The sequence below is a fragment of the Variovorax sp. V93 genome (assembly GCF_041154485.1).
Taxonomy (GTDB): Bacteria; Pseudomonadota; Gammaproteobacteria; order Burkholderiales; family Burkholderiaceae_C; genus Variovorax; species Variovorax beijingensis_A.
This window is the reverse complement of the sequence record NZ_AP028669.1, coordinates 727162-751207: the sequence shown is the minus strand read 5'-3', so window position 1 is coordinate 751207 and position 24046 is coordinate 727162. Positions and strand designations below refer to the sequence as shown.

Annotated in this window: 18 protein-coding genes; 10 read left to right on the top strand and 8 right to left on the bottom strand. The window is 68.4% G+C overall.

Going from position 1 to position 24046, the window contains the following annotated elements; translation table 11 throughout:
• Positions 1-2 precede the first annotated feature (2 nt).
• Positions 3-1016, bottom strand: coding sequence for an AEC family transporter (locus ACAM54_RS03350; protein WP_369649829.1), 1014 nt, complete (start codon positions 1014-1016; stop codon positions 3-5).
• 120 nt (positions 1017-1136) lie between these two features.
• Between ACAM54_RS03350 and ACAM54_RS03345 the strand changes: the two genes are divergently transcribed.
• From ACAM54_RS03345 to nadE, 4 genes are read left to right on the top strand one after another with little or no spacing between them, the layout of a single operon-like run.
• A complete protein-coding gene (locus ACAM54_RS03345; RefSeq protein ID WP_369649828.1) occupies positions 1137-3242 on the top strand; it encodes an ATP-dependent helicase in 2106 nt (701 codons plus the stop codon).
• The gene (locus ACAM54_RS03340) at positions 3239-3697 is read left to right on the top strand and encodes a hypothetical protein (protein WP_369649827.1); all 459 of its coding nucleotides are present in this window, start codon (positions 3239-3241) and stop codon (positions 3695-3697) included. The genes ACAM54_RS03345 and ACAM54_RS03340 overlap by 4 nt, the downstream gene beginning before the upstream one ends.
• Positions 3694-4863, top strand: a complete 1170-nt coding sequence (locus ACAM54_RS03335; protein WP_369649826.1) for a phospholipase A — start codon at positions 3694-3696, stop codon at positions 4861-4863. The genes ACAM54_RS03340 and ACAM54_RS03335 overlap by 4 nt, the downstream gene beginning before the upstream one ends.
• 18 nt (positions 4864-4881) lie before the next feature.
• Positions 4882-5730, top strand: coding sequence for an ammonia-dependent NAD(+) synthetase (gene nadE / locus ACAM54_RS03330; protein ID WP_369649825.1), 849 nt, complete (start codon positions 4882-4884; stop codon positions 5728-5730).
• 25 nt (positions 5731-5755) lie between these two features.
• Here the strand turns inward: nadE and ACAM54_RS03325 are convergent, their stop codons facing one another.
• From ACAM54_RS03325 to ACAM54_RS03310, 4 genes are all read right to left on the bottom strand, one after another.
• On the bottom strand, positions 5756-7681 hold the full coding sequence (locus ACAM54_RS03325; protein WP_369649824.1) for a PAS domain S-box protein: 1926 nt from the start codon (positions 7679-7681) through the stop codon (positions 5756-5758).
• A gap of 147 nt (positions 7682-7828) precedes the next feature.
• Positions 7829-10234 (bottom strand): diguanylate cyclase, encoded by a 2406-nt coding sequence (locus tag ACAM54_RS03320; RefSeq protein ID WP_369649823.1) that lies wholly within the window; start codon positions 10232-10234, stop codon positions 7829-7831.
• Between the two features lie 29 nt (positions 10235-10263).
• On the bottom strand, positions 10264-13233 hold the full coding sequence (locus tag ACAM54_RS03315) for an EAL domain-containing protein (protein WP_369649822.1): 2970 nt from the start codon (positions 13231-13233) through the stop codon (positions 10264-10266).
• Positions 13230-14171, bottom strand: a complete 942-nt coding sequence (locus tag ACAM54_RS03310) for a TRAP transporter substrate-binding protein (RefSeq protein ID WP_309923733.1) — start codon at positions 14169-14171, stop codon at positions 13230-13232. The genes ACAM54_RS03315 and ACAM54_RS03310 overlap by 4 nt, the downstream gene beginning before the upstream one ends.
• 315 nt (positions 14172-14486) lie before the next feature.
• Here ACAM54_RS03310 and ACAM54_RS03305 point away from each other — a divergent pair, with 315 nt between their 5' ends.
• On the top strand, positions 14487-15395 hold the full coding sequence (locus tag ACAM54_RS03305) for a LysR family transcriptional regulator (protein ID WP_369649821.1): 909 nt from the start codon (positions 14487-14489) through the stop codon (positions 15393-15395).
• A 75-nt stretch (positions 15396-15470) separates the two neighbouring features.
• Here ACAM54_RS03305 and ACAM54_RS03300 read toward each other — a convergent pair whose 3' ends face one another.
• Entirely contained in the window at positions 15471-15848 is a 378-nt protein-coding gene (locus tag ACAM54_RS03300) for an HU family DNA-binding protein (protein WP_021005443.1), read from the bottom strand.
• Between the two features lie 103 nt (positions 15849-15951).
• Positions 15952-16866, bottom strand: coding sequence for a LysR family transcriptional regulator (locus tag ACAM54_RS03295; RefSeq protein WP_369649820.1), 915 nt, complete (start codon positions 16864-16866; stop codon positions 15952-15954).
• Positions 16867-17010: 144 nt separating this feature from the next.
• Here ACAM54_RS03295 and ACAM54_RS03290 point away from each other — a divergent pair, with 144 nt between their 5' ends.
• From ACAM54_RS03290 to ACAM54_RS03275, 4 genes are all read left to right on the top strand, one after another.
• The gene (locus ACAM54_RS03290; RefSeq protein WP_369649819.1) at positions 17011-17997 is read left to right on the top strand and encodes a Bug family tripartite tricarboxylate transporter substrate binding protein; all 987 of its coding nucleotides are present in this window, start codon (positions 17011-17013) and stop codon (positions 17995-17997) included.
• 116 nt (positions 17998-18113) lie between these two features.
• Entirely contained in the window at positions 18114-19637 is a 1524-nt protein-coding gene (locus ACAM54_RS03285) for an amidase (RefSeq protein WP_369649818.1), read from the top strand.
• 118 nt (positions 19638-19755) lie between these two features.
• The gene (locus tag ACAM54_RS03280; RefSeq protein WP_369649817.1) at positions 19756-21954 is read left to right on the top strand and encodes a copper-translocating P-type ATPase; all 2199 of its coding nucleotides are present in this window, start codon (positions 19756-19758) and stop codon (positions 21952-21954) included.
• An 84-nt stretch (positions 21955-22038) separates the two neighbouring features.
• Positions 22039-22257: a hypothetical protein gene (locus ACAM54_RS03275; protein ID WP_369649816.1), complete on the top strand. Its 219-nt coding sequence runs from the start codon at positions 22039-22041 to the stop codon at positions 22255-22257.
• A 38-nt stretch (positions 22258-22295) separates the two neighbouring features.
• On the opposite strand, the gene ACAM54_RS03270 is transcribed toward ACAM54_RS03275, so the two are convergent.
• Positions 22296-22730: a CBS domain-containing protein gene (locus ACAM54_RS03270; protein ID WP_369649815.1), complete on the bottom strand. Its 435-nt coding sequence runs from the start codon at positions 22728-22730 to the stop codon at positions 22296-22298.
• Positions 22731-22933: 203 nt separating this feature from the next.
• Here ACAM54_RS03270 and ACAM54_RS03265 point away from each other — a divergent pair, with 203 nt between their 5' ends.
• Positions 22934-24040: an SMP-30/gluconolactonase/LRE family protein gene (locus tag ACAM54_RS03265; protein ID WP_369649814.1), complete on the top strand. Its 1107-nt coding sequence runs from the start codon at positions 22934-22936 to the stop codon at positions 24038-24040.
• The last annotated feature ends 6 nt before the right edge of the window (positions 24041-24046 follow it).

Here is a 24046-nt window from a genome sequence, read left to right as displayed (position 1 = left end):
GCTCAGCGCAGCACGCCGACCGCGAACGGAAAGCTGAAGAAGGTCGCCACCGTCGTCCACAGGATGATGCGCGCGATACGGCCGTTGTCGGCCCCGAAGCGCTCGGCCAGCATCGAAACGTTGCTCGCGCTCGGCAGCGCCGCCACCAGCACGATCACCATCAGCGCCGAAGAAGACAGCGGCAGGCCCAGGGCCATGGCCCCCTGCCCCAGCACCCAGACCAGCACCGGATGCACGAGCAGCTTGGCCGCCACCACCGGCAGCACGTCGGCCAGCGGCGCCCTGGGAGGCACCGCCGACTTCGTGCCCATGGCGGCCGCCACCGCCGCGCTGGCGCCGTGCTCGCGCGCGAGCAGCGCCGAGCGCGCCAGCACCGCGCCGATGGTGAACAGCGCCACCGGCGACGCCGCATCGGCCAGCATGGCGATGGTGCGCTCCACCGGCCCCGGCAGGCGCCAGCGCGCCGCCGAGAGCAGCACGCCCAGCAGGATCGACCACGGCATCGGATTGACCAGCACGCCGCGCAGCGCCTGGCGCGCGGCCAGCCGCGGCCCGTGCGGCCCGCCGGCGCCGTCCAGGCGCGACAGCGCAATGCACAGCGAAGAAGTCACGACCAGGTCGAACGCGATGGTGATGATCATCGGCCCCGCAGCCTGCGCGCCCAGCAGTGCCACCAGCAGCGGCACGCCCATGAAGCCGGTGTTCGGAAAGGCCGCGACCAGTGCGCCGAAGGCGCCGTCGTTCCAGCCGATGCGTGCGTTGCGGGTGAAAACGACCACGCCCGCCACCACGGCCAGCGCGCTCAGGCCCCAGACCAGCGCCACGCTGCCATCGAGCAGCTGCCCGATCGGCGTGCCCGCGCCGAAGCGCAGCAGCATGCACGGCAGCGCGAAGTACAGCACGAAGGTGTTGAGGCCCGGAATCGCGTCCAGCGGCAGGATCCGGGCGCGCGCGGCGCCGTAGCCGGCCGCGATCAGCGCGAAGAAAGGAAAAGTTACGAGAAATACAGGCAGCACGCGCTGATTGTCGCCGCGTCCCGCATCGTGAACTCTGGCGGCCTACCCGGAAACATGCGCCCCGTATCATTGCGCGCTTTGCGCCAGCCGTTCCTTCGCGGCCTTCCGTCCCCACTCCCCATGTCCTCCGGTCTCAATCTCGCGCAACAAGAAGCTGTCAACTACCTGCACGGCCCCTGCCTCGTGCTGGCGGGCGCGGGCTCGGGCAAGACGCGCGTCATCACGCACAAGATCGGCCGCCTGATCCAGGCCGGGCTCGAGCCCAAGCGCATTGCGGCCATCACCTTCACCAACAAGGCCGCGAGCGAAATGCGCGAGCGCGCCAAGGGACTGATCGGGCGCGAGGCGAAGCATGTGGTGATCTGCACCTTCCACGCGCTGGGCGTGCGCATGATGCGCGAGGACGGCGCCGTGCTCGGCCTGAAGCCGGCCTTCAGCATCCTGGACAGCGACGACGTCACCAAGATCCTCAAGGACGCGGGCGGCACCACCGACACCGCCACCGTGCGCATCTGGCAGTGGACCATCAGCAAGTGGAAGAACATGGGCCTGAACGCCGCGCAGGCCGAGGCGGCCGCGGCGGACGACAACGAGCGCATCACCGCGCGCATCATGGCGCGCTACGAGGAGCGGCTCACGGCCTACCAGAGCGTCGACTTCGATGACCTGATCGGCATGCCGCTCAAGCTGCTGCGCGACTTCGACGAGGTACGTGCCAAGTGGCAGGCCGCGCTGGGCCACATCCTGGTGGACGAATACCAGGACACCAACGCCACGCAATACGAGGTGCTGAAGGCGCTGGCCGGCGAGCGCGGGCGCTTCACCGCGGTGGGCGACGACGACCAGTCGATCTACGGCTGGCGCGGCGCCACGCTGGACAACCTGCGCAAGCTGCCGGTCGACTATCCCAACCTGAAGGTCATCAAGCTCGAGCAGAACTACCGCTCGACCAGCGCGATCCTGCGTGCGGCTAACAACGTGATCGGCCCCAACCCCAAGCTGTTTCCGAAGACGCTGTTCTCCGAGCTCGGCGAAGGCGAGCCGGTGCGCGTGGTCGATGCCGACTCCGAGGCGCACGAGGCCGAGCGCGCGGTGGCGCGCATCATCAGCCTGCGCGCGGGCGACACCGCCGTGCAGGGCAAGCAGTACAAGGAGTTCCGCGACTTCGCCATCCTCTACCGCGCCAACCACCAGGCACGCGTGTTCGAGCAGGCGCTGCGCAAGGCGCAGATTCCCTACAAGGTGTCGGGCGGCCAGAGCTTCTTCGACCGCGCCGAGATCAAGGACCTGTGCGGCTGGTTCCGCCTCTGGGTCAACAACGACGACGACCCCGCGTTCCTGCGCGCCATCACCACGCCCAAGCGCGGCATCGGCCACACCACGCTCGCGAGCCTGGGCACCTTTGCCAGCCAGTACAAGCTGAGCCTGTTCGAGGCGCTGTTCAGCCCGTCGCTGCCGAGCGTGATGCCCAAGCGCACGCTCGAGGGCATCCACGAGTTCGGCCGCTACATCAACGACCTCGAATACCGCGCGCGCCGCACCATGGGCGCGGAAGACTCGCGCACCTTCATGCTCGACTGGCTCAAGGAGATCGACTACGAGAAGCATCTCTACGACGGCGAGGACAGCGAACAGGCCGCGGCCGCGCGCTGGACCAACGTGATGGAGTTCGTCGACTGGATGTCGCAGCGCGCCGGCGGCACCCTCGACGACGCCTCGGGCGCCGACAGCAACATCGAGACCGAGCGCAAGAGCCTGCTCGAGGTGGCGCAGACCATCTCGCTGCTGTCGACCATCAGCGAGCGCGAGCAGGACCAGAACGTGGTCACGCTGTCCACGCTGCATGCCTCCAAGGGCCTCGAATGGCCGCACGTGATGCTGATCGGCGTGACCGAGGGCCTGCTGCCCTTCAAGCTCGAGGACGACAACGGCCGCCAGCTCCAGGTGAGCGACGACACGCTGCAGCGGCTGCAGGAAGAGCGCCGCCTGATGTACGTGGGCATCACGCGTGCGCAGCGCAGCCTGGCCGTGAGCTGGACCAAGAAGCGCAAGCAGGGCCGCGAGATGGTGCCCTGCGTGCCGAGCCGCTTCATCGCCGAGATGGGCCTGGACAAGACCACCACCCGCGAAGACCCGCGCGAGAAGCTCAAGGCGCTGCGCGCCGAGTTCGCGCGCAAGGCACAGGACAGCGCGGCCGCCAAGGCCGCGGCCGCGGCGGCGCCATGAAGAGGCTGCTGCCCGCCTTCCTCGCCGTTCTTCTTGCCGCCACGGGCTGTGCCACGGCAACGCAGGGCGGCGGCTGCCCCGCCGATGCGCGCGAGCTGCCGCTGCAGTCGCTCTACGGCCGCTGGGAGGCGCGCTTCGACGGCGCTCCCGCCGCGGCCACGGTGCAGCTCGGCAAACACCCCGACTACGCCGGCGTGCGCGGCACCATCACGCGCCACACCGCGGACGGCGGCGCCCGGCCCGAGGTGGCGCAGCTCGCGGGCGACGTCGACGACGACGGCGCCCTCTCCATCGACGAATCGCTGGACGGCCGCGCGATCAGCGGCGTCTGGGCCGGCACCCTGCAGCCCGGCTCATGCGGCCGGGAATTCAGGGGCACGTGGCGCAACGCCGCGGACGAAAGCACGCATCCGTTCGTGCTGAACAAAACGGGGGGGACGCAAGGAAACCAATGACCCAACGAACACACGCCATCTTCTCCGGGCTGGCGATCCTCGCAGCCTGCCTTGGCGGCGGCGCCGCGCATGCGCAGGCCGTCGACCGGCCGCGCAGCCCGCTGGCCGACGCACAGCTGACATGGCAGCAATGCGCCGCCCTCGGCAACAACAACGAAGCGCGCCTCGCCTGCTTCGACCGCTGGGCACAGCAGCAGACGCTGCCTCCGGTGTCGGTGCCCGTGGCGCCGCCGGTGCTGGCCAGCACGCAGCCGGCACCGCCGGTGGACGCCTCGATACCGGCCACCCGCGTGATTTCGGTCGACACCAACGAAGGCTGCCGCGACCGCCAGTACTCGGCGCTGTCGCGCTTCTGGGAGCTGGAGAACGGCACCGATTGCGGCACCTTCGGGTTCCGCGGCTATCGGCCGCTGAACGTGTCGGTCTCGGCCGCCGGCAACAAGCCCGAGACGCCCACGTCGCCGTCCGAAGGCCACACCGGAACCCCCGTGGCCTACCAGGCCAACGAAATGCGCATCGGCCTGTCAGTGCGCACCAAGGTCGCCCAGGGCCTGCTCACGCAGAACGAGCCCGCCAGGAAGGACTCGCTGTGGTTCGCCTACTCGCAGCAATCGACCTGGCAGCTGTTCAACGGCTCGATCTCGCGGCCATTCCGCACCACGGACCACGAGCCCGAGCTGATGTATGTCTATCCGCTGGACTTCAACCTGCCCGGCGGCTGGCGCTGGCGCTATGCGGGCGTGGGCCTGGTGCACCAGTCGAACGGCCAGAGCCTGCCGCTGTCGCGCAGCTGGAACCGCGTCTACCTGATGGGCGGCGCCGAACTCGACGACCGCTTCAGCCTCACCGGGCGCATCTGGCAACGGGTTTCGGAAGAAGCCGCGAAGGACGACAACCCCGACATCTCCAACTACATCGGCCGCGCCGAAGTCACGGGCCGCTGGAACTTCAACCGCGACAACACCCTTGGCGTCACGGTGCGCAACAACCTGCGCGAAAGCGGCCGCGGGTCGATTCGGCTCGAGTGGCTGAAGACCATCGGCGATTCGACCAAGAGCAACCTGCGCTTCCATACGCAGCTGTTCCACGGCTACGGCGACACGCTGGTGGACTACAACCGCAAGCGCACCGTGCTCAGCATCGGCCTGAGCCTGGTGGATTTCTAGGCAAGCAAGGATCGCTTCATGGATCAGCACCTGACTCCCGTCGACGCCACACAGCGCGAGATCATCGCGGCGCTGCATGTTGCGCCCGTCTTCGATGCCGCGGCGGAAATCGAGCGGCGCACCGCCTTTCTTGCGGACTACCTGCGAGGCACCGGCCTCAAGGCGCTGGTGCTCGGCATCAGCGGCGGCGTCGATTCGCTGACCGCCGGCTGCCTCGCGCAGCGCGCCGTCGAAAGGCTGCGCGCGCAGGGCTACGGCGCCACCTTCATCGCGATGCGGCTGCCCTACGGCGTGCAGAAGGACGAGGACGAGGCGCAGGCCTCGCTCGCGGTGATCAGGCCCGACCGCATCCTCACCGTCGACATCCGCCCCGCGGCCGACGGCATGCTCGCGGCGCTCAAGAAGGGGGACCTGGCCTTCCGCGACGCGGCGCACGAAGATTTCGTGCTCGGCAACATCAAGGCGCGCCAGCGCATGATCGCGCAGTTCGCGGTGGCCGGCGCGCACGACGGCATCGTCATCGGCACCGACCATGCGGCCGAGGCGCTGATGGGTTTCTTCACCAAGTTCGGCGACGGCGCGGCCGACGTGACGCCGCTCACCGGCCTCGACAAGCGCCGCGTGCGGGCCCTCGCGCAGCGGCTCGGCGCGCCCGACGAGCTGGTGTTCAAGGTGCCCACGGCGGACCTCGAGTCGCTGGTGCCGGGCAAGCCCGACGAAGACGCCTTCGGCGTGAGCTACGAGCAGATCGACGATTTCCTCGAAGGCAAGCCGGTGGCTGCGGCGGCGCGCGAGATCATTCTTGCCACGCACCGCAAGAGCGCCCACAAGCGCGCGCTGCCGGTGGAGCCGCCGCAGCCGGCCTAGCTTTCCAGCACGGCTCTACGCGCCTCTATGCGGCCTTGAAGCGAGGCGGCTCCAGCAGGTGCTCGAGCAGCGCCGAGAGCTTGTCGACATCGACCGGCTTCGTCAGATGGGCCCGGAAGCCGGCCTCCAGGCTGGTGTCCCTGTCGCTGGCCTGCCCGTAGCCGGTGACGGCGATCAGCGGCGGGGGGTTGACCATCTCCGCGCGCACGCGCCGCGCGACTTCATGGCCGCTCAGGTCGGGCAGGCCGATGTCCAGCAGCACCACATCCGGGTCCTGCGCCTTCACCGCCTCGATGGCGGCCAGCCCGCCATGCACGACGCTGGGTTTGTAGCCCAGCGCCTCCAGCAGCATCGCCATGGTCTCGGCCGCATCCACGTTGTCGTCCACCACCAGCACGCGCTGCTCGCCCACCGGCCGCGGCTGCGCCTCGAGCATGGCGACCGGCGCCTGGGTGGTCGGGAACTGCACCACGAACTCGCTGCCCTCGCCTGGCCTGCCGGTGCTGAACGCGCTGACGCGCCCGCCATGCAGAGTCGTCAGCTGCTGCACCAGGCTGAGCCCCAGGCCCAGCCCGCCCTGCGTCCTGGCCAGGTTTTGCTCGCCCTGCACGAACAGGTCGAAGATCCGCTGCAGGTCCTGCGGCGGTATGCCGGGCCCGTCGTCGCGCACGCTGATGTCCGCATCCGCTGCGCTTCGCGAGAGCGACACGTGGATGTTGCCGCCGTTCCCGGTAAATTTTGCGGCGTTGTGGACCAGGTTGCTGACGATCTGGATGACGCGCGCGCTGTCTCCCGCGATCCAGGGGTCCGCATCCTGCATCTGCAGGTGCAGGGTCTGCGACTTGCCGTCGATCAGCGGGCGCACCGCCTCGATGGCCTCGGCGATGGCATCGCGCAGCCGGACCGGCTTGTTCTCGAGCTGGATCTTGCCGCTCGTGATGCGGCCGACGTCGAGCAGGTCGTCCACCAGCCGGGTCATCTGGCGCAGCTGCCGGCCGATGATGTCGCGGGTGTGCACGACCGCGGCCGACTCCGTCTTCTCCCGCTTGAGGAGCTCGAGCGCGTTGGAGATCGGCGCCAGCGGATTGCGCAGTTCGTGCCCGAGCATCGCAAGGAAGTTCGTCACGCGGCGCCCTTCGTCCTCCAGCGCGGTCACGCGGCGGCGCTCCGTGAGGTCGCGCGTGACCTTGGCAAAGCCGCGGTGCCTGCCGGTGGCATCGTGCAGCGCGGTGATCACCACGCTGGCCCAGAACCGGCTGCCGTCCTTGCGGATGCGCCAGCCCTCGTCCTCGAAGCGCCCGTCGCGCAGCGCATTGCGCAGTTCCTGTTCGGGCCAGCCGCTGGCAGCGACCTCTGGCGGATAGAACCTGGAGAAATGCTGTCCGATGATTTCCGAGGCCTCGTAGCCCTTGTTCTTCTGCGCGCCGAGATTCCAGCTCACGATGTGGCCGCCCGGGTCGAGCATGAAGATCGCATAGTCCTTCACGCCCTCGACCAGCAGCCGGAAGCGCTCCTCGCTCATGCGCAGCATCTCGTCCTGGCGGCGGTTCTCGCTGCGGTCCCTCGTGATCAGCGAAAAGCCGCGGGTTTCTCCGCCCGAGCCGGTGATCCGCGTGATGACCACGCTGGCCCAGAAGCGCGTGCCGTCGCTGCGCAGGCGCCAGCCTTCTTCCTCCATGCGGCCATCGCGGCGTGCCGTTTCGAGTGCGTGTTCCGGCCGGTTCTGCTCGAGCAGCTCGGTCGGATAGAAAAGCGAGAAGTGCCGCCCCAGGATTTCGGGAGCGTCGTATCCCTTGAGCTTGCGGGCGCCCTCGTTCCAGCTGATGACGATGCCGCCAGGATCGAGGACGATGATGGCGTAGTCGGTGACCGAATCGACCATCAGCCTGAAATCGGCGTCGGTCAGAGTGCGTTGGTTCAGGGGTGCACTCCCAGCGCCGTGATCTGCCATTGCTCTTTTCCCTTCAGTGGCCGCGCGATCGATGCCACGGCGTGCGGTGCCCGTCGTGAAACGGTGGTGCCAATTTAGGCCAGCCATGGTTACTTTTCGCGTAGGACAAGGTCCAGATTGCGCACCGCATGCGCGGTGCTGCCGGCCTCAGGCGCTGGAAGGCTCTTCGCGCGGCCACGGCGCACCGCCCGGGTTTCCGGGCCTGGGCGCCGCCATCATGAAGCGGTTCTTTCCCTCTTTCTTGGCCGCATAGAGCGCGGTGTCCGCGCGCACGAACAGGGACGGAAAATCCTCGTCCTCCTCCGAAATCGCGACGCCGATGCTGGTGGTGGCCTGCAGCGTGCGGCCGGGCAGGTGGAAAGGCGGCCGCATGGCGGCCAGCACCTTGCCGGCCACCACCTGCGCCTCGGCGGCGCCGCTGGCGCCTTCGAGAAGGATCACGAACTCGTCGCCCGCGTAGCGCGCCGCCATGTCGGTTTCGCGCACGCTCTCCCTCAGCCGGCGGCCGAATTCCCGCAGCACCGCATCGCCCGCCGCATGGCCCAGCGAATCGTTGATGGACTTGAAGTAGTCGATGTCCAGGAACAGCAGGCAGACCGGCAGGCCGGCGCGCCGGGACCTGGCCATGGCGTCGCGCGCATGCTCCTCGAACGAGCGGCGGTTGGGCAGGCCGGTGAGCGCATCCTCGCGCGCGAGGGCATCCAGCTTCATCTGCTTTTGCTTGAGCTCGGTGACGTCGTTCGACAGGATGTACAGCCCGGTGACCGCACCTTGCGCATTGCGCTGGGGCAGATAGGTGGTCTGCAAGGTCCGCTCGCCGATCAGCAGGCTGGCGGTCTGCTCGAAGGACACCACCTCGCCCGCGAATGCCCGCGCCAGCAGCGGCTTGCGGATTTCGTAGTGCGCCTCGCCGATGGCCTCGTGGATGGGGCGGTTCGTCATCGCCTCCGGCGAGACGCCGAGCCAGGCCTGGTATTTGCCGTTGCAGAAGACCACGCGTTCCTCGAGGTCCAGCTCGGCAAGAAGCGCCGGCACGTTGTCGGTCAGCCCGCGCAGGCGCCGCTCGCTTCCGGCGCTGTGCATTTCGGCCTGCTTGCGCTTGCTCACGTCGAAGGTCATCACGTAGTAGCCGGCCAATACGCCATCGTCGCGGATGTCGGGCGCCAGATGGCATTCGAAGAAGCCCAGCTTGCCGTTGCGCTCGTAGGTGCCTTCGGTGCGCGTCGGCGTTCCCGCGAGCACCTTGGCGATGCCGGGCACGAGTTGCTGGTAGACGTGGTCGGGCAGCGACTCCTGCATGGTCATGCGCCCGATGTCGGCCATGGTCCTGCCGCGCATCCCGAGCCCGGCCTTGTTCGCGAAAAGGCAGCGCTGGCTGCTGTCGAAGTAGGCCACCACCGCCGGCAGGTTGTCGGTCACGTCGCGCAGGAATCTCTCGCTGGCGGCCAGCTTCTCGTTGGCGGCCTGCCGCTCCGACATCAGCAGGTCGAAGGTCCGCGAGAGATCGCCGACCTCGTCGTCCGGCGGCGCCTCCTGCATGGGCGCATAGGCGGTGGCGGCGCGCGAGACCTGCATGTGCTCGCGCAGGCGCGACAGGGGTGCGAGCTGCGCCCGCGCGGTCATGAAGGCCAGCCCCCCGGCCAGCAGCGTCAGCAGCAGTGCGCCGGCCCAGGCATAGCGCTCGATCCGGTCGATCCGGGCAAAGGCCTCGTTCCGCGGATACATCGCGCCCAGCACCCAGTTGGTCTGGCCGATGCGCTTGAAGGCGTAGAGACCATGGACGCCCGCGGGATCGACGGCCTCCATCGTGCCCTCGAAGCCGGCGATGGCGCGCTCGGTGGCAGGGTTGCGGGCCCCGCCGGCGTCCGCGCGCTGAAGCAGCCGGGACCTGTCGGGGTGGTCGATGACGATGCCGTCCGTGTCCGTGATGAACATGTACCCGCTCTTGCCGAACTTCACGTTGGCAAGTTCGCCCAGGAAGTTCTTTTCCTTGAGGTTGACGAAGGCGGTAATGACATACACGACGTTGCCGCCGCGATCGAGCACGGGTTCGGTCAGGGCGATCTGCGCCAGGCCGCTCACGCGGTTGCGAAAGGGCTTGGAGATGACGCCCGCGCGGGCGGCAACCGTGCGCTGGAAGTACTCGCGGTCCTTGATGTTGACCTTGCCGATCGGCTGCGTGCCGTTGAGGTTGGCCACCAGTTCGCCGTCCATGCCGGTGAAGGCCACGTTGTCGAACGCCTCCCTCAGCGAGCCGTGCTGCATGACCAGGTCCTGCAGTTCCCCGGGGCCGGCCAGGCTGCGGCTCTCGATGCCGTCGCCGAAGGCCTTGAGCAGGGTGCGCCGGCTCAGGAACTTCTGGTCCACGGCTCCGGCAATGGCCGATATCCGTTCGAACTCCTCACCGGCGATGGCCGCCTCCATGTTGCGCTTGAGGAAATGGAGCGCGGCGGCGGTGACCCCCATGGTCGTCAGGAAGACGATCGCCAGCACGCCGGCGGACAGGCGCGCGCGCAGGCTCAGGCGGGGGACGGCGGGGAATGGAGGGCGCATCGCAGTGGCCTGGAGAGCGCGGCGTGCGTTCAGCTCGCCATCTCGACATCCAGCTGGGCATCGAACTGATCGAGCGGCACCGGCCTGCTGAACAGGTAGCCCTGGCACAGCATGGCACCGTGCGCCTGGAGGAATTCGAACTGCTGCTGCGTTTCGACCCCCTCCGCCACGATCTCGAGATCGAGATTGCGGGCCATGCCGATGATGGCCTGGATGATCAGTTCGACCTTCGGATCGATGCCGATGCTCTGCACGAAGAACTTGTCGACCTTGATCTGGTTCAGCGGCAGCTGGGTCATGTAGGAGAGCGACGAGAAGCCGGTGCCGAAGTCGTCCATGGAAAAGCGCACGCCCAACGCCGCGAGCGACTGCATCTTGCAGATTGTTTCGCTGACCTTGTCCTGCAGCAGGCTTTCGGTGAGCTCGAGCTCCAGCCGCGTCGGGTCGGCGCCGGTGCGCCGGAGCACGTCGCGCACGCGGTCCACGAAGTCGTCGGTGCGGAACTGGCGCGCGCTGACGTTCACCGCCAGCCGCAGGTGCCGGCGCCTCGCATCGTGGCTCCAGCGCTCGAGCTGGAGGCAGGCCGTCTCCAGCACCCACATGCCGATCGGCACGATCAGCCCGGTTTCCTCCGCCAGCTCGATGAAGCCTCCGGGCTGCACCACGCCCCGCACCGGATGCTGCCAGCGGATCAGCACCTCGGCGCCCACCACGTGGCCATTGGAGGCCACCTGGGACTGGTAGTGCAGCACGAACTGCTCGCCCGCCAGCGCCGCGTGGAGCTCGCTCTCCAGCGTTGCGCGGGCCGTGATGGCGGTCTGCATCGAGGCCTCGAAGAAACGCAGCGCGTTGCCGCCCGCGGACTTGGCGTAGTACATGGCGATGTCCGCCTGCTTCAGCAGATCCTCCAGCGACTGCTGCGTGGCGCTGAACACCACGGCGCCGATGCTGCCGGTGCTGTGGTACTGGTGGTCCGCGAGCTGGAACGACTCGTTCAGCACCGTGAGGATGGCCTCGCCGGCGGTATTGGCCTGCATCGCGGCAACGCCGGCGTCGTCGCTGAGGTTGTCCAGCAGCACCACGAATTCGTCGCCTCCCAGCCGCGCGACCGTGCCGCCCTCCTTCAGGCTGTCCTGCAGCCGCAGCGCCACCTGCTTGAGCAGTTCATCGCCCGTGGCGTTCCCGAGCGCATCGTTGAGCGTCTTGAAATCGTCCAGGTCCAGGAACAGCAGCGCGCCGTGGCGCGAGCGCCGCACGTTCGCGTCGATGGTGGCCTGCAGGCGGTGCAGCAGCAGCCGGCGGTTGGGCAGGCCCGTGAGAATGTCGTAGAACGCCAGGTGCTCGATCTCGCGGGCCGCCAGCTTGCTCTCGGTGATGTCGCGCAGGATGACGATGAAGCGCGCGGCGGCGCCTTCGCCGATCACCTTGCGGGAGACCGAGATCTCGAACCACGTGACGCCCCGCGCGGTCCGGATCTCGAACTGCCGGCCGGTGGAAAAGCCGGTTTCGAAGGCATCGCGCAGCGCCACCATCACCTCGGCCGCGGCATTCGCCGGCAGCAGGTCCGACATCAGCTTGCCCACCGGCTCGCGCACCTTGAACGCGGGCCTGGGGCGGCGCGGCGAATGGAAGCTGTAGCAGCGGCCGTCGATGCCGGCGTCCATCAGCACGTCGGGCAAGGCATCCAGCGTGGCCTGCAGCTGCGCCTTGCCTTCGAGGATGTCGGCGACGTGGCGCTTCCTCTCGGTCACGTCGCGGTAGACGCACACCAGGCCGCCGTCGGGCGTGGGACTGTTCACCGCAACGATCACCTGCCCGTTCAGCAGCGTGATCTCCTGCTCGTTCTGCGTCATCAGGTGGCGCGCGTTCAGTTCCGTGATGCGCTGGAACGGCACCTGCGGGGCCAGCAAGGGCTCTGCCCAGGGAAAGAAATCGACGAAGCGGCGGTTCCAGGTGACGACGCGGTCATTGGGATCGAGCAGCACGAAACCGTCCACCATGGATTCGAGCGCCTGGTCCAGCGTGGCCTTGGAGCGCAGCAGCTCGGCGCGCGCGCGCCACTGCCGCCGCAGCTGCGCGAGGGCAAAGTAAGCGACCGCAAGGATCATCAGCATGAAGGCCAGGGCCGCGGCCGCAACGACATTGCAGTCCCTGCGCCAGTCCGCGAGGGCGGACTCGATCGGAATGCTCGCGACGATCAGCAGGCTTCGGTGCAAGGTGGGCCGGGCAACGACGATGGCCGGCGCACCGCTGAGCCGGGAAAGCATGCGCCGGGGACGCCCGTCCGCCTGGTCCGTCAGGGCGGGGCTGATGGTGCGCCCCGCAAGATCGTCGCGCGGCGGCATGCTGGTCAGCAGCAGCCCGCCCTCGCGCTCCAGCGTGACTTCGAGCCCCCTGATGTTGGCCCCCTGCGCAAGGATGGTGGTGAGCATCGAGACTTGCACCTCGGCCACCGCGACCAGCTTGCCGCCGTCCGCGAGCGTGAGGACGCGCGCAAGATACAGCACCTGCTGGGAAGTCACCGGGCTGATCGAGGGCGTGCTGATCGACATCACGGATCCGGGATGGGCCAGAGCCTCCTTCAGGAATCCGTCGGGCAGCTGTACCGCCAGCTTCGCTCCCCGCCGGTCGGAAGACCCGATCACCCGGCCCTCGGGCGTCAGGAAGGCGACGTACCGGGCCAGCAGGCTCTGGCGAACGCTGGTTTCGATCAATTGCGCGGTCTCGGGCTGCGCGAGGTCGCTTGCGATGCTGCCTTCGCCGGATTTGCGCAGAAACTGCCCCAGGCCCGCCAGCAGCGTGTTCGCCCCGAGCAGGCTGCGGTTGAGCGCAGCCTCCGAGGTGCCGATGAACCGCACGGCCTGGGCCTCGCTGTCGGCAATCTCCTTTTGGTACATCTGCCATGCCATCAGCCCGGCAATGGCGAGCACGGCCGCGAGAAACAGCGCCGCAACGCCGTAGACGAAGCCGGTGATGCGGCTGGGCACAGGCTTGGTCACTGCCCGACAGGCGCCTTGATCCCGGCGATGGGACCGACGGTCTGGTCCCACACTTCCGCGCACACGGCCCCGCACCGCTGCACCCACCGGCTCAGCACGCTGGTGGCGAAAATCTCGCGCCGGCGCCGCTCGTCATCCGCGGACGGGCGCGCCTCGACCATCGCGCCCTTGGTGCCCTTCGTGCAGGTCGCGGCGCCCGTGTTGCACGCGATGCCGTTGCCGGTGTCGCGCTCCGACTCGTTCCAGACCGCGGCCTCGAGTTTCGGCAGCTCGGCTTTCAACAGGGCCTTCAGGTCCGCAGGCAGCGCATTCCAGGCATCCGCGTTGGCGCCGAAGACGGCCAGGCCCCAGCTGATGGGCATGGTGTAGAGCGAACTCGTCATCTTGTGCAGGCCCAGCGTGTTGCCGGACATCGCACCGGTGATGGCGCATTCGGTGTTCTCCGAATTCATGTTGGCCATGAGCTCCGAAAATTCGGTGAAGACGGGCACGCCGTTGAGCGCGCGGATGAAGTCGGCCTGGCTGCTGCCCGAAACGCGGACGCGCCGCCCCGCCAGGTCCGAAAGCCGCGTCAGGGTCCGCTTGCAGAAGATCACCTGGGCGGGGTAGACGTACACCGCGAGAAGCTCGACGCCATGGCGTTCGCGCAGCGTCTTCTCGAGGTAGGGCCTGAAGGCTGCGACCACCCGCCGCATCGTGGGCATGTCGGGATTCAGTCCGGCAATGTCGGGCGTGCCCAGCTCGGGATACTCGTTGCTGACCTGGCTGAGCAGCGCGGTGCCGAATGGAATGACGCCCAGCCGCATCAGATTGAGCATTTCCTGCCCCGGAACGCCCGCCTGGTTGAACGGAACGATGCTCGCGCTGTACTTTCCGCCGCTCAGGCGGCGCAGGTCCTGGCTCCAGAAGCGCTCTTCATGCAGCGTGTACTGGCTCACGCTCGCCAGCCCGCCCACGATCCGCAGACCCTGCGCAGACGCCGGCTGCTGAGCCTTGCTGTTCGTTGCAGTGAAAGCAAGAAAAAAAAGAACGGCAACATGCGCCCAGAGCACGCGTCGCCAAGCGGGAGAAACTTCGCCGGACCTCATGGCCCGGATCATGATGCCGAATTGGGCCTTAAGTCACAAATTTTTTACAAAAACGCCGTTTCTGGCGCCCACCGGCCGGAATCGCCAAGGCACGTTGCGTACAGGGCACAGGAATACCATCCACAGGCCCGGATTCCCGGCTCCACTCACCCAGATTCCAGACCGATGCCAGCGCCCGAGCTTTCCAGCCGCCAACTGCGCGCGTTCACGGCCTTGGCCGAGCAGCGCAACTTCACGCGCGCGGCACAGACCTGCCACTTGTCGCAGCCCGCGTTCAGTGCACTGATCCGCACGCTCGAGGAAACGCTCGGCGCGCGGCTGTTCGACCGCGACACGCGCAGCGTGCAGCTCACGCCCGAGGGCCGGCTGTTCGAACCCTCGGCGCGGCGGCTGCTGGACGACATGCAGGGCGCCATCGGCGACCTGGCCGACCATGCCCAGCGGCGCAAGGGCCGCGTGAGCGTGGCGGCCCTGCCCTCCCTGGCGGCAGGACGGCTGCCGGCGATCCTGGCGGAGTTCATGCAGGCGTGGCCCGGCATCACGGTCGAGCTGCACGACGCGCTGTCGGACGCCTGCATTGCCCAGCTGCGCAGCCACCAGGCGGATTTCGCGCTCGCGGCAACCGGCGCCGGCGGCGCCGCAGCCAGCGACCTGCGCGGCCGCAAGCTCTGCGGCGACCGCTTTCACCTGGTCTGCCGCAAGGACCATCCGCTCGCCAGCGCCGCCAGGCTCACGGCACGGCAGCTCGCGCCATGGCCCTTCATCCAGATGGCGCGCAACAGCAGCGTGCGCCAGTCGCTCGACGCGGCGCTGCACCCGCTGCGGCTCAACGCCGTGTTCGAGGTCGAGCACCTGGCCACGGTGATGGGGCTGGTCGAGGCCGGCATCGGCATCAGCGTGGTGCCGGAGCTCACGCTCTTCCATTTCCAGCGCGAGACGCTGGTGACGCGGCCGCTGCCGCTGCCCGGTCTCACACGCACCATCTACCTGGTGCAGCGCCGGGAGGGCAGCCTCTCGGTGGCGGCGCAGACGCTGCACGATCTGGTCCTCGCGCGGCTGGGAACGCCAGCCTGAGAGCCGCCCCGGAAAAAAGAAAACGGCCCGAGGGCCGTCCTGCGTGGAGGCAGCCTTGCGGCTGCGATCCATTCATTACTTCTTGGCAGCCTTCTTGGCGGGTGCGGCCTTCTTGGCCGGTGCGGCCTTCTTGGCGGCGGGCTTGGCGGCTGCCTTGTCGGCCTTGCGCTTTGCAGCCTTGGGGTCGATGGCGGCCTTGAACGCTGCGCCCGGCACGAACTTGGGCACCTTCTGCGCGGCGATCTTGATCTTTGCGCCGGCTTGCGGGTTGAAGCCGGTGCGTGCGGCGCGCGCCACTTGCTTGAAGGTTCCGAAGCCGATGAGCTGGACGGGGTCGCCCTTCTTCACTGCGGCGACGATGGAGCCCGTGACGGTTTCCAGGATGCGGGCGGCTTCGGCCTTGCTGACGTTGTGGGCGGTGGCGATCTTTTCGACCAGTTCGATACGGTTCACTTGAAAAATTTCCTTTGGTTTGTTCTCGTCATGTTGCCAATGACGGCGCAGCGGCTGAGGCCGGCTGCAAGCGGCGCGGAGTGTAGCGCACGCGCGGCCGCCCTCAGGCCGAGGCCTGGATGGCATCCGTCAAAAACCGCACGAAAGCCTTGCCTGCATCGGGCAGCGAGCGGCCCGCGAGCGTCTCGACTTCGAGGTGGCGCTCGTTCATCTCGCGGTCCTTCAGCGGGATGGCCACCAGCGCCTTCGACTTCAGCTGCGTGCGGATCGACAGCTCGCCATAGAAGGCGATGGTGCCGCCGCCCGCGGCCGCAAAGCTCACCAGCGCATTCGCATGGTTGCTCGACATGGCCTGCACGTACTGCAGCCCCTGCCGGCTGCAGCTGATGTCGAGCAGCTGCCGGATGGAGCTGTCCCGCGGCGGCAGGCCCAGCGGATAGGCCGCCACCTGGCGCAGCGAGAGCTGCCGCTGCGCCGCCAGCGGATGGTCGCTGGCCATCACGGCGAGGATCGGGCTGGGGTGGCGCAGCTCGATCCGGATGCCGGGCTCGGGCACCGCGCTCAGCGTGATGCCGACGTCCGCTTCGCCGTCGCGGATGCGGCCGGGAATCTCGTGGGGCGGACAGACCTCCAGATGAAAGCGGATGCCCTCGTACCTGGCGCGAAAGCGCGAGATCAGCGTGGGAAGAAAGTCGAACGCGAAGCCCTCGGTGCTCGCCACGCGCACGCGCCCGCTGCGCAGGCCGCGCAGGCCCTGGATCTCGCCGGCCACGCGCTCGATGTCTTGCTGCACCCGCTTGGCATGCGCGGCCAGCAGCTCGCCGGCCGCATTGGGCACCATGCCGCGCGCGTGCCGGTCGAACAGCAGCGTGTCGAGCTCGCGCTCCAGGCGCGCCACCTGCCGGCTCACGGCGGAAGGCGCCACGTTGAGCTTGAGCGCGGCCTCCTTCACCGAACCGGTCCTGACCACCTCCAGGAAGTAGCGGACCGCGGTCTCCTGCAGCGTGTGAAGCGACATGTTTCTTCCTTGTCGCAGCGGGGCGACGCGCGTTTGTCGATTGCCGAATCGGCAATCAACAATTCTAAACATTGCGCTTGTGGCAGCGCTTTGCGGCTCCTAGGATGAACCTGCATCCCCGCTCTGTTCCTCCAGGAGTCCTTCATGAAACGCCTCCCCGCACTCGCCCGCATGGTGCTGCTGTTGTCCTGCCTTGGCCTGGCACCGCTCGCCGCGCTGGCCGCCGACACCGGGTTTCCGTCGCGCCCGGTCACGCTCGTGATTCCCTTTCCGCCCGGCGGCGCCACCGATGTGAACGGACGCGTGATTGCCCAGCGCCTGGGCAAGGAGCTCGGCCAGCCCGTGGTCATCGAGAACCGCGGCGGCGCCGGCACGGTGATCGGCGCGAGCTATGTCTCCAAGGCGGCGCCCGATGGCTACACGCTGCTGATCAGTTCGGGCACCACCTTCACGGTGAATCCCGCCATCCGCCCCAACCTGCCCTACGACCCGGTCAAGGGCTTCGAGCCGATCGGCCTGGCCGGGCGGGTGGGCCTCATCCTGCTTGCGAACAGCGAAGTGCCGGTGCAGACCGTCAAGCAGTTCGTCGACTACGTGAAGGCCTCGCCCGGAAAGTATTCGTACGCGTCCTACGGCACCGGCACCACCTCGCAGTTCGCCGGCGAGACCATCCTGCATGCCGCCGGCCTCAAGATGACACACGTGCCGTACAAGGGCAGCGCCCCGGCCATGACCGACCTCATGGGTGGGCAGGTTCCGTTCAGCATCGACACCGTGAGCGCGGCCATTCCGCAGCTCAAGAGCGGCAAGATCAAGGCCATTGCCGTGACCACGGCCAAGCGCTCGACGCTGCTGCCCGACGTGCCCACCATGGCCGAGAGCGGCTACCCCGAAATCAACACCGACAGCTGGCTGGCGCTGGCGGCGCCGAAGGGCCTCCCGCCCGACGTGAAGGTCAGGCTCGAAAAGGCGCTGGCCGCGACCATGGCCGATCCCGACACGCGCGCCAAGCTCGCCGCCCAGGGCCTGGAGCCGGGCTACAGCAACTCGGCCGCCGTGAGCGAACTGATCGCCAAGGAATTGCCGCTGATGCGCGCCATCGCCGCGCGCGCCAACATCACCGCTGACTGATGGACGCCCCCCCGAAGCGCCTTCGGCGCCTCCCCCCACTGGGGGGCGCACCCGGCGGCCGGGCAAAGCCCGTTCCGCGGGCGCGCTGGCCTCAGCCAGATGGAACAACAACCGACATGAGCAACCACACCGAATTGATCGAACACTCCGCCGTCGAACTGCGCCGGCTCATCGGCAGCAAGGCGGTCTCGCCGGTCGAGCTGCTCGAAGCCTGCATCGCGCGCATCGAGCGCGTGAACCCCTTCATCAACGCCGTGACCGCCACCTGCTTCGAGCGCGCGCGGGCCGAGGCCCGGGCGGCGGAAAGCGCCGTCATGCGCGGCGACACGCTGGGCCTGCTGCATGGCCTGCCGCTCGGCGTGAAGGATCTCGAACCTACCGAAGGCCTGCTCACCACCTGGGGCTCCGCGATCTTCCGCGACCACGTGCCGCAGGAAGACATCGAGCTGGTGGCGCGCCTTCGCAGGGCCGGCGCCATCGTGGCGGGCAAGACCAACGTTCCGGAGATGGGCGCCGGCGCCAATTCGCGCAACGAGGTGTGGGGCGCCACCGGCAACCCCTTCAACCCGAACCTCAATGCCGGCGGCTCCTCCGGCGGCTCGGCCGCCGCGCTGGCCTGCGACATGCTGCCCGTGTGCACCGGCTCCGACACCGGCGGCTCGCTGCGCATTCCGGCCGCCAAGTGCGGCGTGGTGGGCTTCCGGCCCTCGCCCGGCATCGTGCCGAGCGTGCGCAAGCTGCTGGGCTGGACGCCGATCTCGGTCGTGGGCCCGATGGGCCGCACGGTGGAGGACGCCTGCCTACAGATGGCCGCCTCCGCCGGCATGCATGCGGGCGATCCGCTGAGCTATCCGCTCGATCCGCTCAGCTTCCTGGAGCCCGCCGGCATCGACCTGAGCCAACTGCGCGTGGCATGGACCGAAGACTTCGGCACCTGCGCGGTGGACGACGGCATCCGCGCCACCATGCGCGGAAAGATCGGCGCGATGCGGCACCTGTTCAAGCGCTGCGACAAGATCGAACTCGACCTCGGCGAAGCGCACCGCTGCTTCGACGTGCTGCGCGCCGAGGCCTTCGTGGCCGGCATGCATGCCGCCTACCAGCGCGACCCGGCCAGCCTGGGTCCCAACTCCCGCGCCAACTACGAAATGGGTGCGCAGATGAGCCTGCTCGACAGCGCCTGGGCCCAGGCCGAGCAGACCCGGCTCATCAAGCGCTTCCAGGCCGCCTTCGCCGACTACGACCTGATCCTCTCGCCCACCACGCCGGTGTCGCCCTTTCCATGGACCCAGCTGTATGCGGACACCATCAACGGCGAGAAGCAGGCGAACTACTACCGCTGGCTCGCGCTGACCTACGTGGTCACGCTGACCACGCATCCGGCGCTGGCGCTGCCCTGTGGCCTCGACCACGCGGGCATGCCGTTCGGGCTGCAGATCGTGGGCGCGTTCAGGGCCGACCACCAGGTGCTTGCGGCGGCGCACGCCATGGAAAAGGCCTTCGCGGCCGACGCGCAATTGCGCCGCCCGCGGCCCGACATCGCATCGCTGCGCGCGGCCGAACCCGCGCTCACGTCGATCGTCACGGCGCCGCCCGGTGCGGGCAGCAGCGCGCCTGCAGCCGCCACCTCCGCCGTCTGAGAAAGCCGCGCGGCCGGCCACCGTGCCGGCCTTGACCTTGACACGGTGTCAACCTGGAAACTAGCGATGCGCTGCGCGTGGTGCGCAGCATCTTTCTGTTTTCTCGTTGGAGCACTCGATGAACCACGTGCATTCCGGGGCACCGCAGCATCCGCATCACGAAGGCCACCGCGCGCCGCATGCGCACGCGCCTGCGCCCGCCGGCACCATCTACACCTGCCCGATGCATCCGGAGATCCGGCAGGACCATCCGGGCAGCTGCCCCAAGTGCGGCATGACGCTGGAGCCCGAGATGCCGCCGCTCGACGAGGGCGAAGACCCCGAGCTGCGCGACTTCAAGCGCCGCTTCCTGTGGACGCTGCCGCTCACGCTCGCCGTGGCCGTGCTCGCCATGGCGGGGCACCGGCTGCAGTGGTTCGAGATGGCCACGCAGAGTTGGATCGAGCTGGTTATTTCGCTGCCCATCGTGCTGTGGGCGGGATGGCCCTTCTTCAGGCGCGCCGTGCAATCGGTCGCTAACCGCAGCCCCAACATGTGGACGCTCATCGGCCTGGGCACCGCGGCGGCCTTCGCCTACAGCGTGGTGGCCACGGTGGCGCCGCGCGTGTTTCCCGACGCGTTCATGTCGATGGGCCGCGTGGCGGTGTACTTCGAGGCGGCCGCGGTGATCATCTCGCTCACGCTGCTCGGCCAGATCCTCGAACTCAAGGCGCGCTCGCAGACCTCGGCCGCGATCAAGTCGCTGCTGGGCCTCGCGCCCAAGACGGCGCGGCGCATCGGCGCCGATGGCACGGAAGAAGACGTGCCGATCGCCCACGTGCACGTCGGCGACAAACTGCGCGTGCGGCCCGGCGAAAAGGTGCCGGTGGACGGCGTGGTGGTCGAGGGCGCGAGCGCGGTCGACGAGTCCATGCTCACCGGCGAGCCGCTGCCGGTGACCAAGCGGGCGGGCGACAAGCTCATCGGCGCCACGCTCAACACGAGCGGCGCGCTGGTGATGCAGTCGGAAAAGGTCGGCTCGCAGACCGTGCTCGCGAGCATCGTGCAGATGGTGGCGCAGGCCCAGCGCTCCCGCGCGCCGATGCAGCGCATGGCCGACCACGTGGCCGGCTACTTCGTGATGGCCGTGATCGGCATCGCGCTGCTGACCTTCTTCGCGTGGGGATTCTTCGGGCCGGCGCCAAGCTGGACCCACGGCCTCATCAATGCGGTGGCGGTGCTCATCATCGCCTGTCCCTGCGCGCTCGGCCTCGCCACGCCGATGTCGATCATGGTGGCCACCGGCAAGGCCGCCACGCAGGGCGTGCTGTTCCGCGATGCGGCCGCCATCGAGAACTTCCGCAAGGTCGATGCGCTCATCGTCGACAAGACAGGCACGCTGACCGAAGGCAGGCCGAGCTTCGAACGCGCGGTGGCCTTGCCCGGCTTCACCGAGGACGATGTGCTGCGCCTCGCGGCAAGCCTGGACCAGGGCAGCGAGCATCCGCTGGCGCATGCCATCGTGCGTGCGGCGCGCGAGCGCAATCTCTCACTGGCCGCGGCCGACGAGTTCGAGTCCGCGAGCGGCATCGGCGTGAACGGCAGCGTCGGTGGCCAGCGGCTGGCGCTCGGCAACACCGCGCTGATGGATCAGCTTGGCGTGCCGGTCGACGCGCTCAGGCCGCAAGCCGAGGCGCTGCGCGCCGAAGGGGCCAGCGTGATGTTCCTGGCGGCCGACGGCAGGCTTGCCGGCCTGCTTGCCGTGTCCGATCCAATCAAGGCCACCACCGTGGAAGCGCTGGCGGCGCTCAAGGCATCGGGCATGCGCGTGATCATGGCCACGGGCGACGGCCTGACCACCGCGCGCGCCGTGGCCGCCAGGCTGGGCATCGACGAAGTGCACGGCGAAGTCAAGCCGGCCGACAAGCTGGCGCTGGTCGAGAAGCTGCAGCAAGAAGGCCGCATCGTCGCGATGGCCGGCGACGGCATCAACGATGCGCCCGCGCTCGCCAGGGCCGACGTCGGCGTGGCGATGGGCACCGGCACCGACGTGGCGATGAACAGCGCCCAGGTCACGCTGGTCAAGGGCGACCTGCGCGGCATTGCGCAGGCGCGCATCGTCTCCGAGAAGACCGTCGCCAACATGAAGCAGAACCTGGGCTTCGCGTTCGTCTACAACGCGCTCGGCGTGCCGCTGGCCGCGGGCGTGCTGTTCCCGTTCACCGGCTGGCTGCTGTCGCCGATGATCGCGGCGCTGGCGATGAGCCTGAGCTCGGCGTCGGTCATCAGCAATGCATTGCGGCTGAGGGCAGAGGGCGCAGGCGGCAAGCCCGGCTGACCTTGACGCGCCATCGGGCGCCGGGCCGGCAGCATTCGAATTCGGCCTACATACATCTGGCGCGGATTCATGCAAGTTGGACGGATGACACAGCCCATCGAACTCATCATCGAGGAGCCAGCCCTCGGTTCATTTGTCTGGCGCCTGCTCGAAACGGATGCGGAAGGAGCGAACCCCAAGGTGCTTCGCGACGCCTTCGATCCGGCGGACACCTATGAGGCCGCGCTGGCCGCGGGACAGCGCGCGCTCTACAGCGAGATTCGCCGGCGCGCGCCCAGCCAGCCCGCCAACCAGAGCGCCTGAGAGAAACCAGCCGCTGACGCACGGCCCGCGGGCCGTTGCTACAAGTGCCTCGGCCGCGCAGGCTCGGAGATCTTCCCGAGCGGATCGGCCGCCGCACCGGCCTCGCCCTTGGCCGCCACGTCGCCCAGCGACAGGATGCCCACGAGGCGCTTGTCGCGGTCGACCACCGGAAGCCTGCGGATCTGCACCGCGCTCATCTGGCTGAGCGCTTCGTCAACCGTGTCGTCGGCATAGCACCAGTACGCGTCGGCGGTCATGATCTGCCTGACCGGCGAAGCGCCCAGATCGATCTCGCGGGCCACGCCGCGCACGGCGATGTCCCGGTCGGTCACCACGCCGACCAGCCGGTTGCCGTCGCAGACCGGCAGCACGCCCACCTCAAGCTCCTCGAGCGCCTTGGCCGCCTGCACGATGGTGTCGCCCGGTGCGACCGTGCGAACGCCGCGCGTCATCACTTCATGTACCTGAGTCATCGCATGCCCCTTCTGCAGCAGAGTCGGATCGCAGGCTCGCTGCAAGGCCCAGCTTAGGCGTGCGGCGGGCGGGTTGTGTCGGCAGTCTCGGGGACCGCAAGTAAGCCATGTCGCACTTCGCGCAGCGAAGGGCCCGGCTGCGCCCTGCGGGTACGTAAGATCGGCGTCCGCCGGTTTTCCACAACGACAAAGGAGATCTACAGATGCAGAACAAAGCCCTCCAGCCTCGCCGCCGCTTCCTGAAGAATGCCGCGGGCTCCGGACTGGCCGCCTTCGCCGGGCTGGCCGGCGCGCAGTCCTTCGACTTCAAGCCCAGCCAGCGCTATCCGGACCCGTCGGTGCTGATCCTGGATCCGAGCTTTGCCAAGTACCGCATCTACAGCAGCACCGTCGAGCAACTGGGCACCGGCATGCGCTGGGCCGAGGGGCCGGTGTACTTTCCGGAAGGCGGCTACCTGCTGTGCAGCGACATTCCGAACAACCGGCTCATGAAGTACGACGAGAAGACCGGCAAGTTCACGGTGCACAAGCAGAACGCCAACTATGCCAACGGCAACACGCGCGATCGCCAGGGCCGCCTCGTCACCTGCGAGCATTCGGTCACGCGCCGCGTGGTGCGCACCGAGAAGAACGGCCGCATGACCGTGCTGGCCGACAGCTACGAGGGCAAGAAGCTCAACGCGCCCAACGACGTGGTCGTGAAGTCGGACGACAGCGTGTGGTTCACCGACCCGACCTTCGGCATCAACGGCGAGTGGGAAGGATCGAAGGCCACGCCGGAGCAGGCCACCACCAACGTCTACCGCATCGCGAGCGACGGCAAGCTCAGCGCCGTCATCACCGATCTGGTGAACCCGAACGGGCTCGCGTTCTCGCCGGACGAGAAGAAGCTCTACGTGGTCGAGTGGAAGGGCACGCCCAACCGCAGCATCTGGAGCTACGACGTTGCAGCCGATGGCGCCAGCGTGTCGAACAAGACCAAGCTCATCGACGCGGACGGCCCCGGCGCGCTCGACGGATTCCGCGTCGACCGCGACGGCAACCTCTGGTGCGGATGGGGCTTCAACGGCGCATTCGCGCCCGAGCCCACCGACGTCGGCGGCGGCCTGAAGGCCCACCTGCCGCTCGGAAAATCCGAAGAGATGGACGGCGTGAAGGTCTTCAACCGCGAAGGCAAGCCGATCGGCTTCATCCGCCTTCCGGAGCGCTGCGCCAACCTCGAGTTCGGCGGGCCCAAGCGCAACCGCCTCTACATGGCGAGCAGCCATTCGCTCTATGCGCTCTACGTGGAGGCGCACGGGGCCGTCTAGCGTCCG

Coding starts and splice junctions, on each gene's coding strand:
- ACAM54_RS03285 (WP_369649818.1), top strand. CDS start 18,114: ATGAGCAACCACACCGAATTGATCGAACACTCCGCCGTCGAACTGCGC.
- ACAM54_RS03275 (WP_369649816.1), top strand. CDS start 22,039: ATGACACAGCCCATCGAACTCATCATCGAGGAGCCAGCCCTCGGTTCA.
- ACAM54_RS03280 (WP_369649817.1), top strand. CDS start 19,756: ATGAACCACGTGCATTCCGGGGCACCGCAGCATCCGCATCACGAAGGC.
- ACAM54_RS03320 (WP_369649823.1), bottom strand. CDS start 10,234: ATGCGCCCTCCATTCCCCGCCGTCCCCCGCCTGAGCCTGCGCGCGCGC.
- ACAM54_RS03335 (WP_369649826.1), top strand. CDS start 3,694: ATGACCCAACGAACACACGCCATCTTCTCCGGGCTGGCGATCCTCGCA.
- ACAM54_RS03265 (WP_369649814.1), top strand. CDS start 22,934: ATGCAGAACAAAGCCCTCCAGCCTCGCCGCCGCTTCCTGAAGAATGCC.
- ACAM54_RS03270 (WP_369649815.1), bottom strand. CDS start 22,730: ATGACTCAGGTACATGAAGTGATGACGCGCGGCGTTCGCACGGTCGCA.
- ACAM54_RS03305 (WP_369649821.1), top strand. CDS start 14,487: ATGCCAGCGCCCGAGCTTTCCAGCCGCCAACTGCGCGCGTTCACGGCC.
- ACAM54_RS03290 (WP_369649819.1), top strand. CDS start 17,011: ATGAAACGCCTCCCCGCACTCGCCCGCATGGTGCTGCTGTTGTCCTGC.
- ACAM54_RS03295 (WP_369649820.1), bottom strand. CDS start 16,866: ATGTCGCTTCACACGCTGCAGGAGACCGCGGTCCGCTACTTCCTGGAG.
- ACAM54_RS03340 (WP_369649827.1), top strand. CDS start 3,239: ATGAAGAGGCTGCTGCCCGCCTTCCTCGCCGTTCTTCTTGCCGCCACG.
- nadE (WP_369649825.1), top strand. CDS start 4,882: ATGGATCAGCACCTGACTCCCGTCGACGCCACACAGCGCGAGATCATC.
- ACAM54_RS03345 (WP_369649828.1), top strand. CDS start 1,137: ATGTCCTCCGGTCTCAATCTCGCGCAACAAGAAGCTGTCAACTACCTG.
- ACAM54_RS03325 (WP_369649824.1), bottom strand. CDS start 7,681: ATGGCAGATCACGGCGCTGGGAGTGCACCCCTGAACCAACGCACTCTG.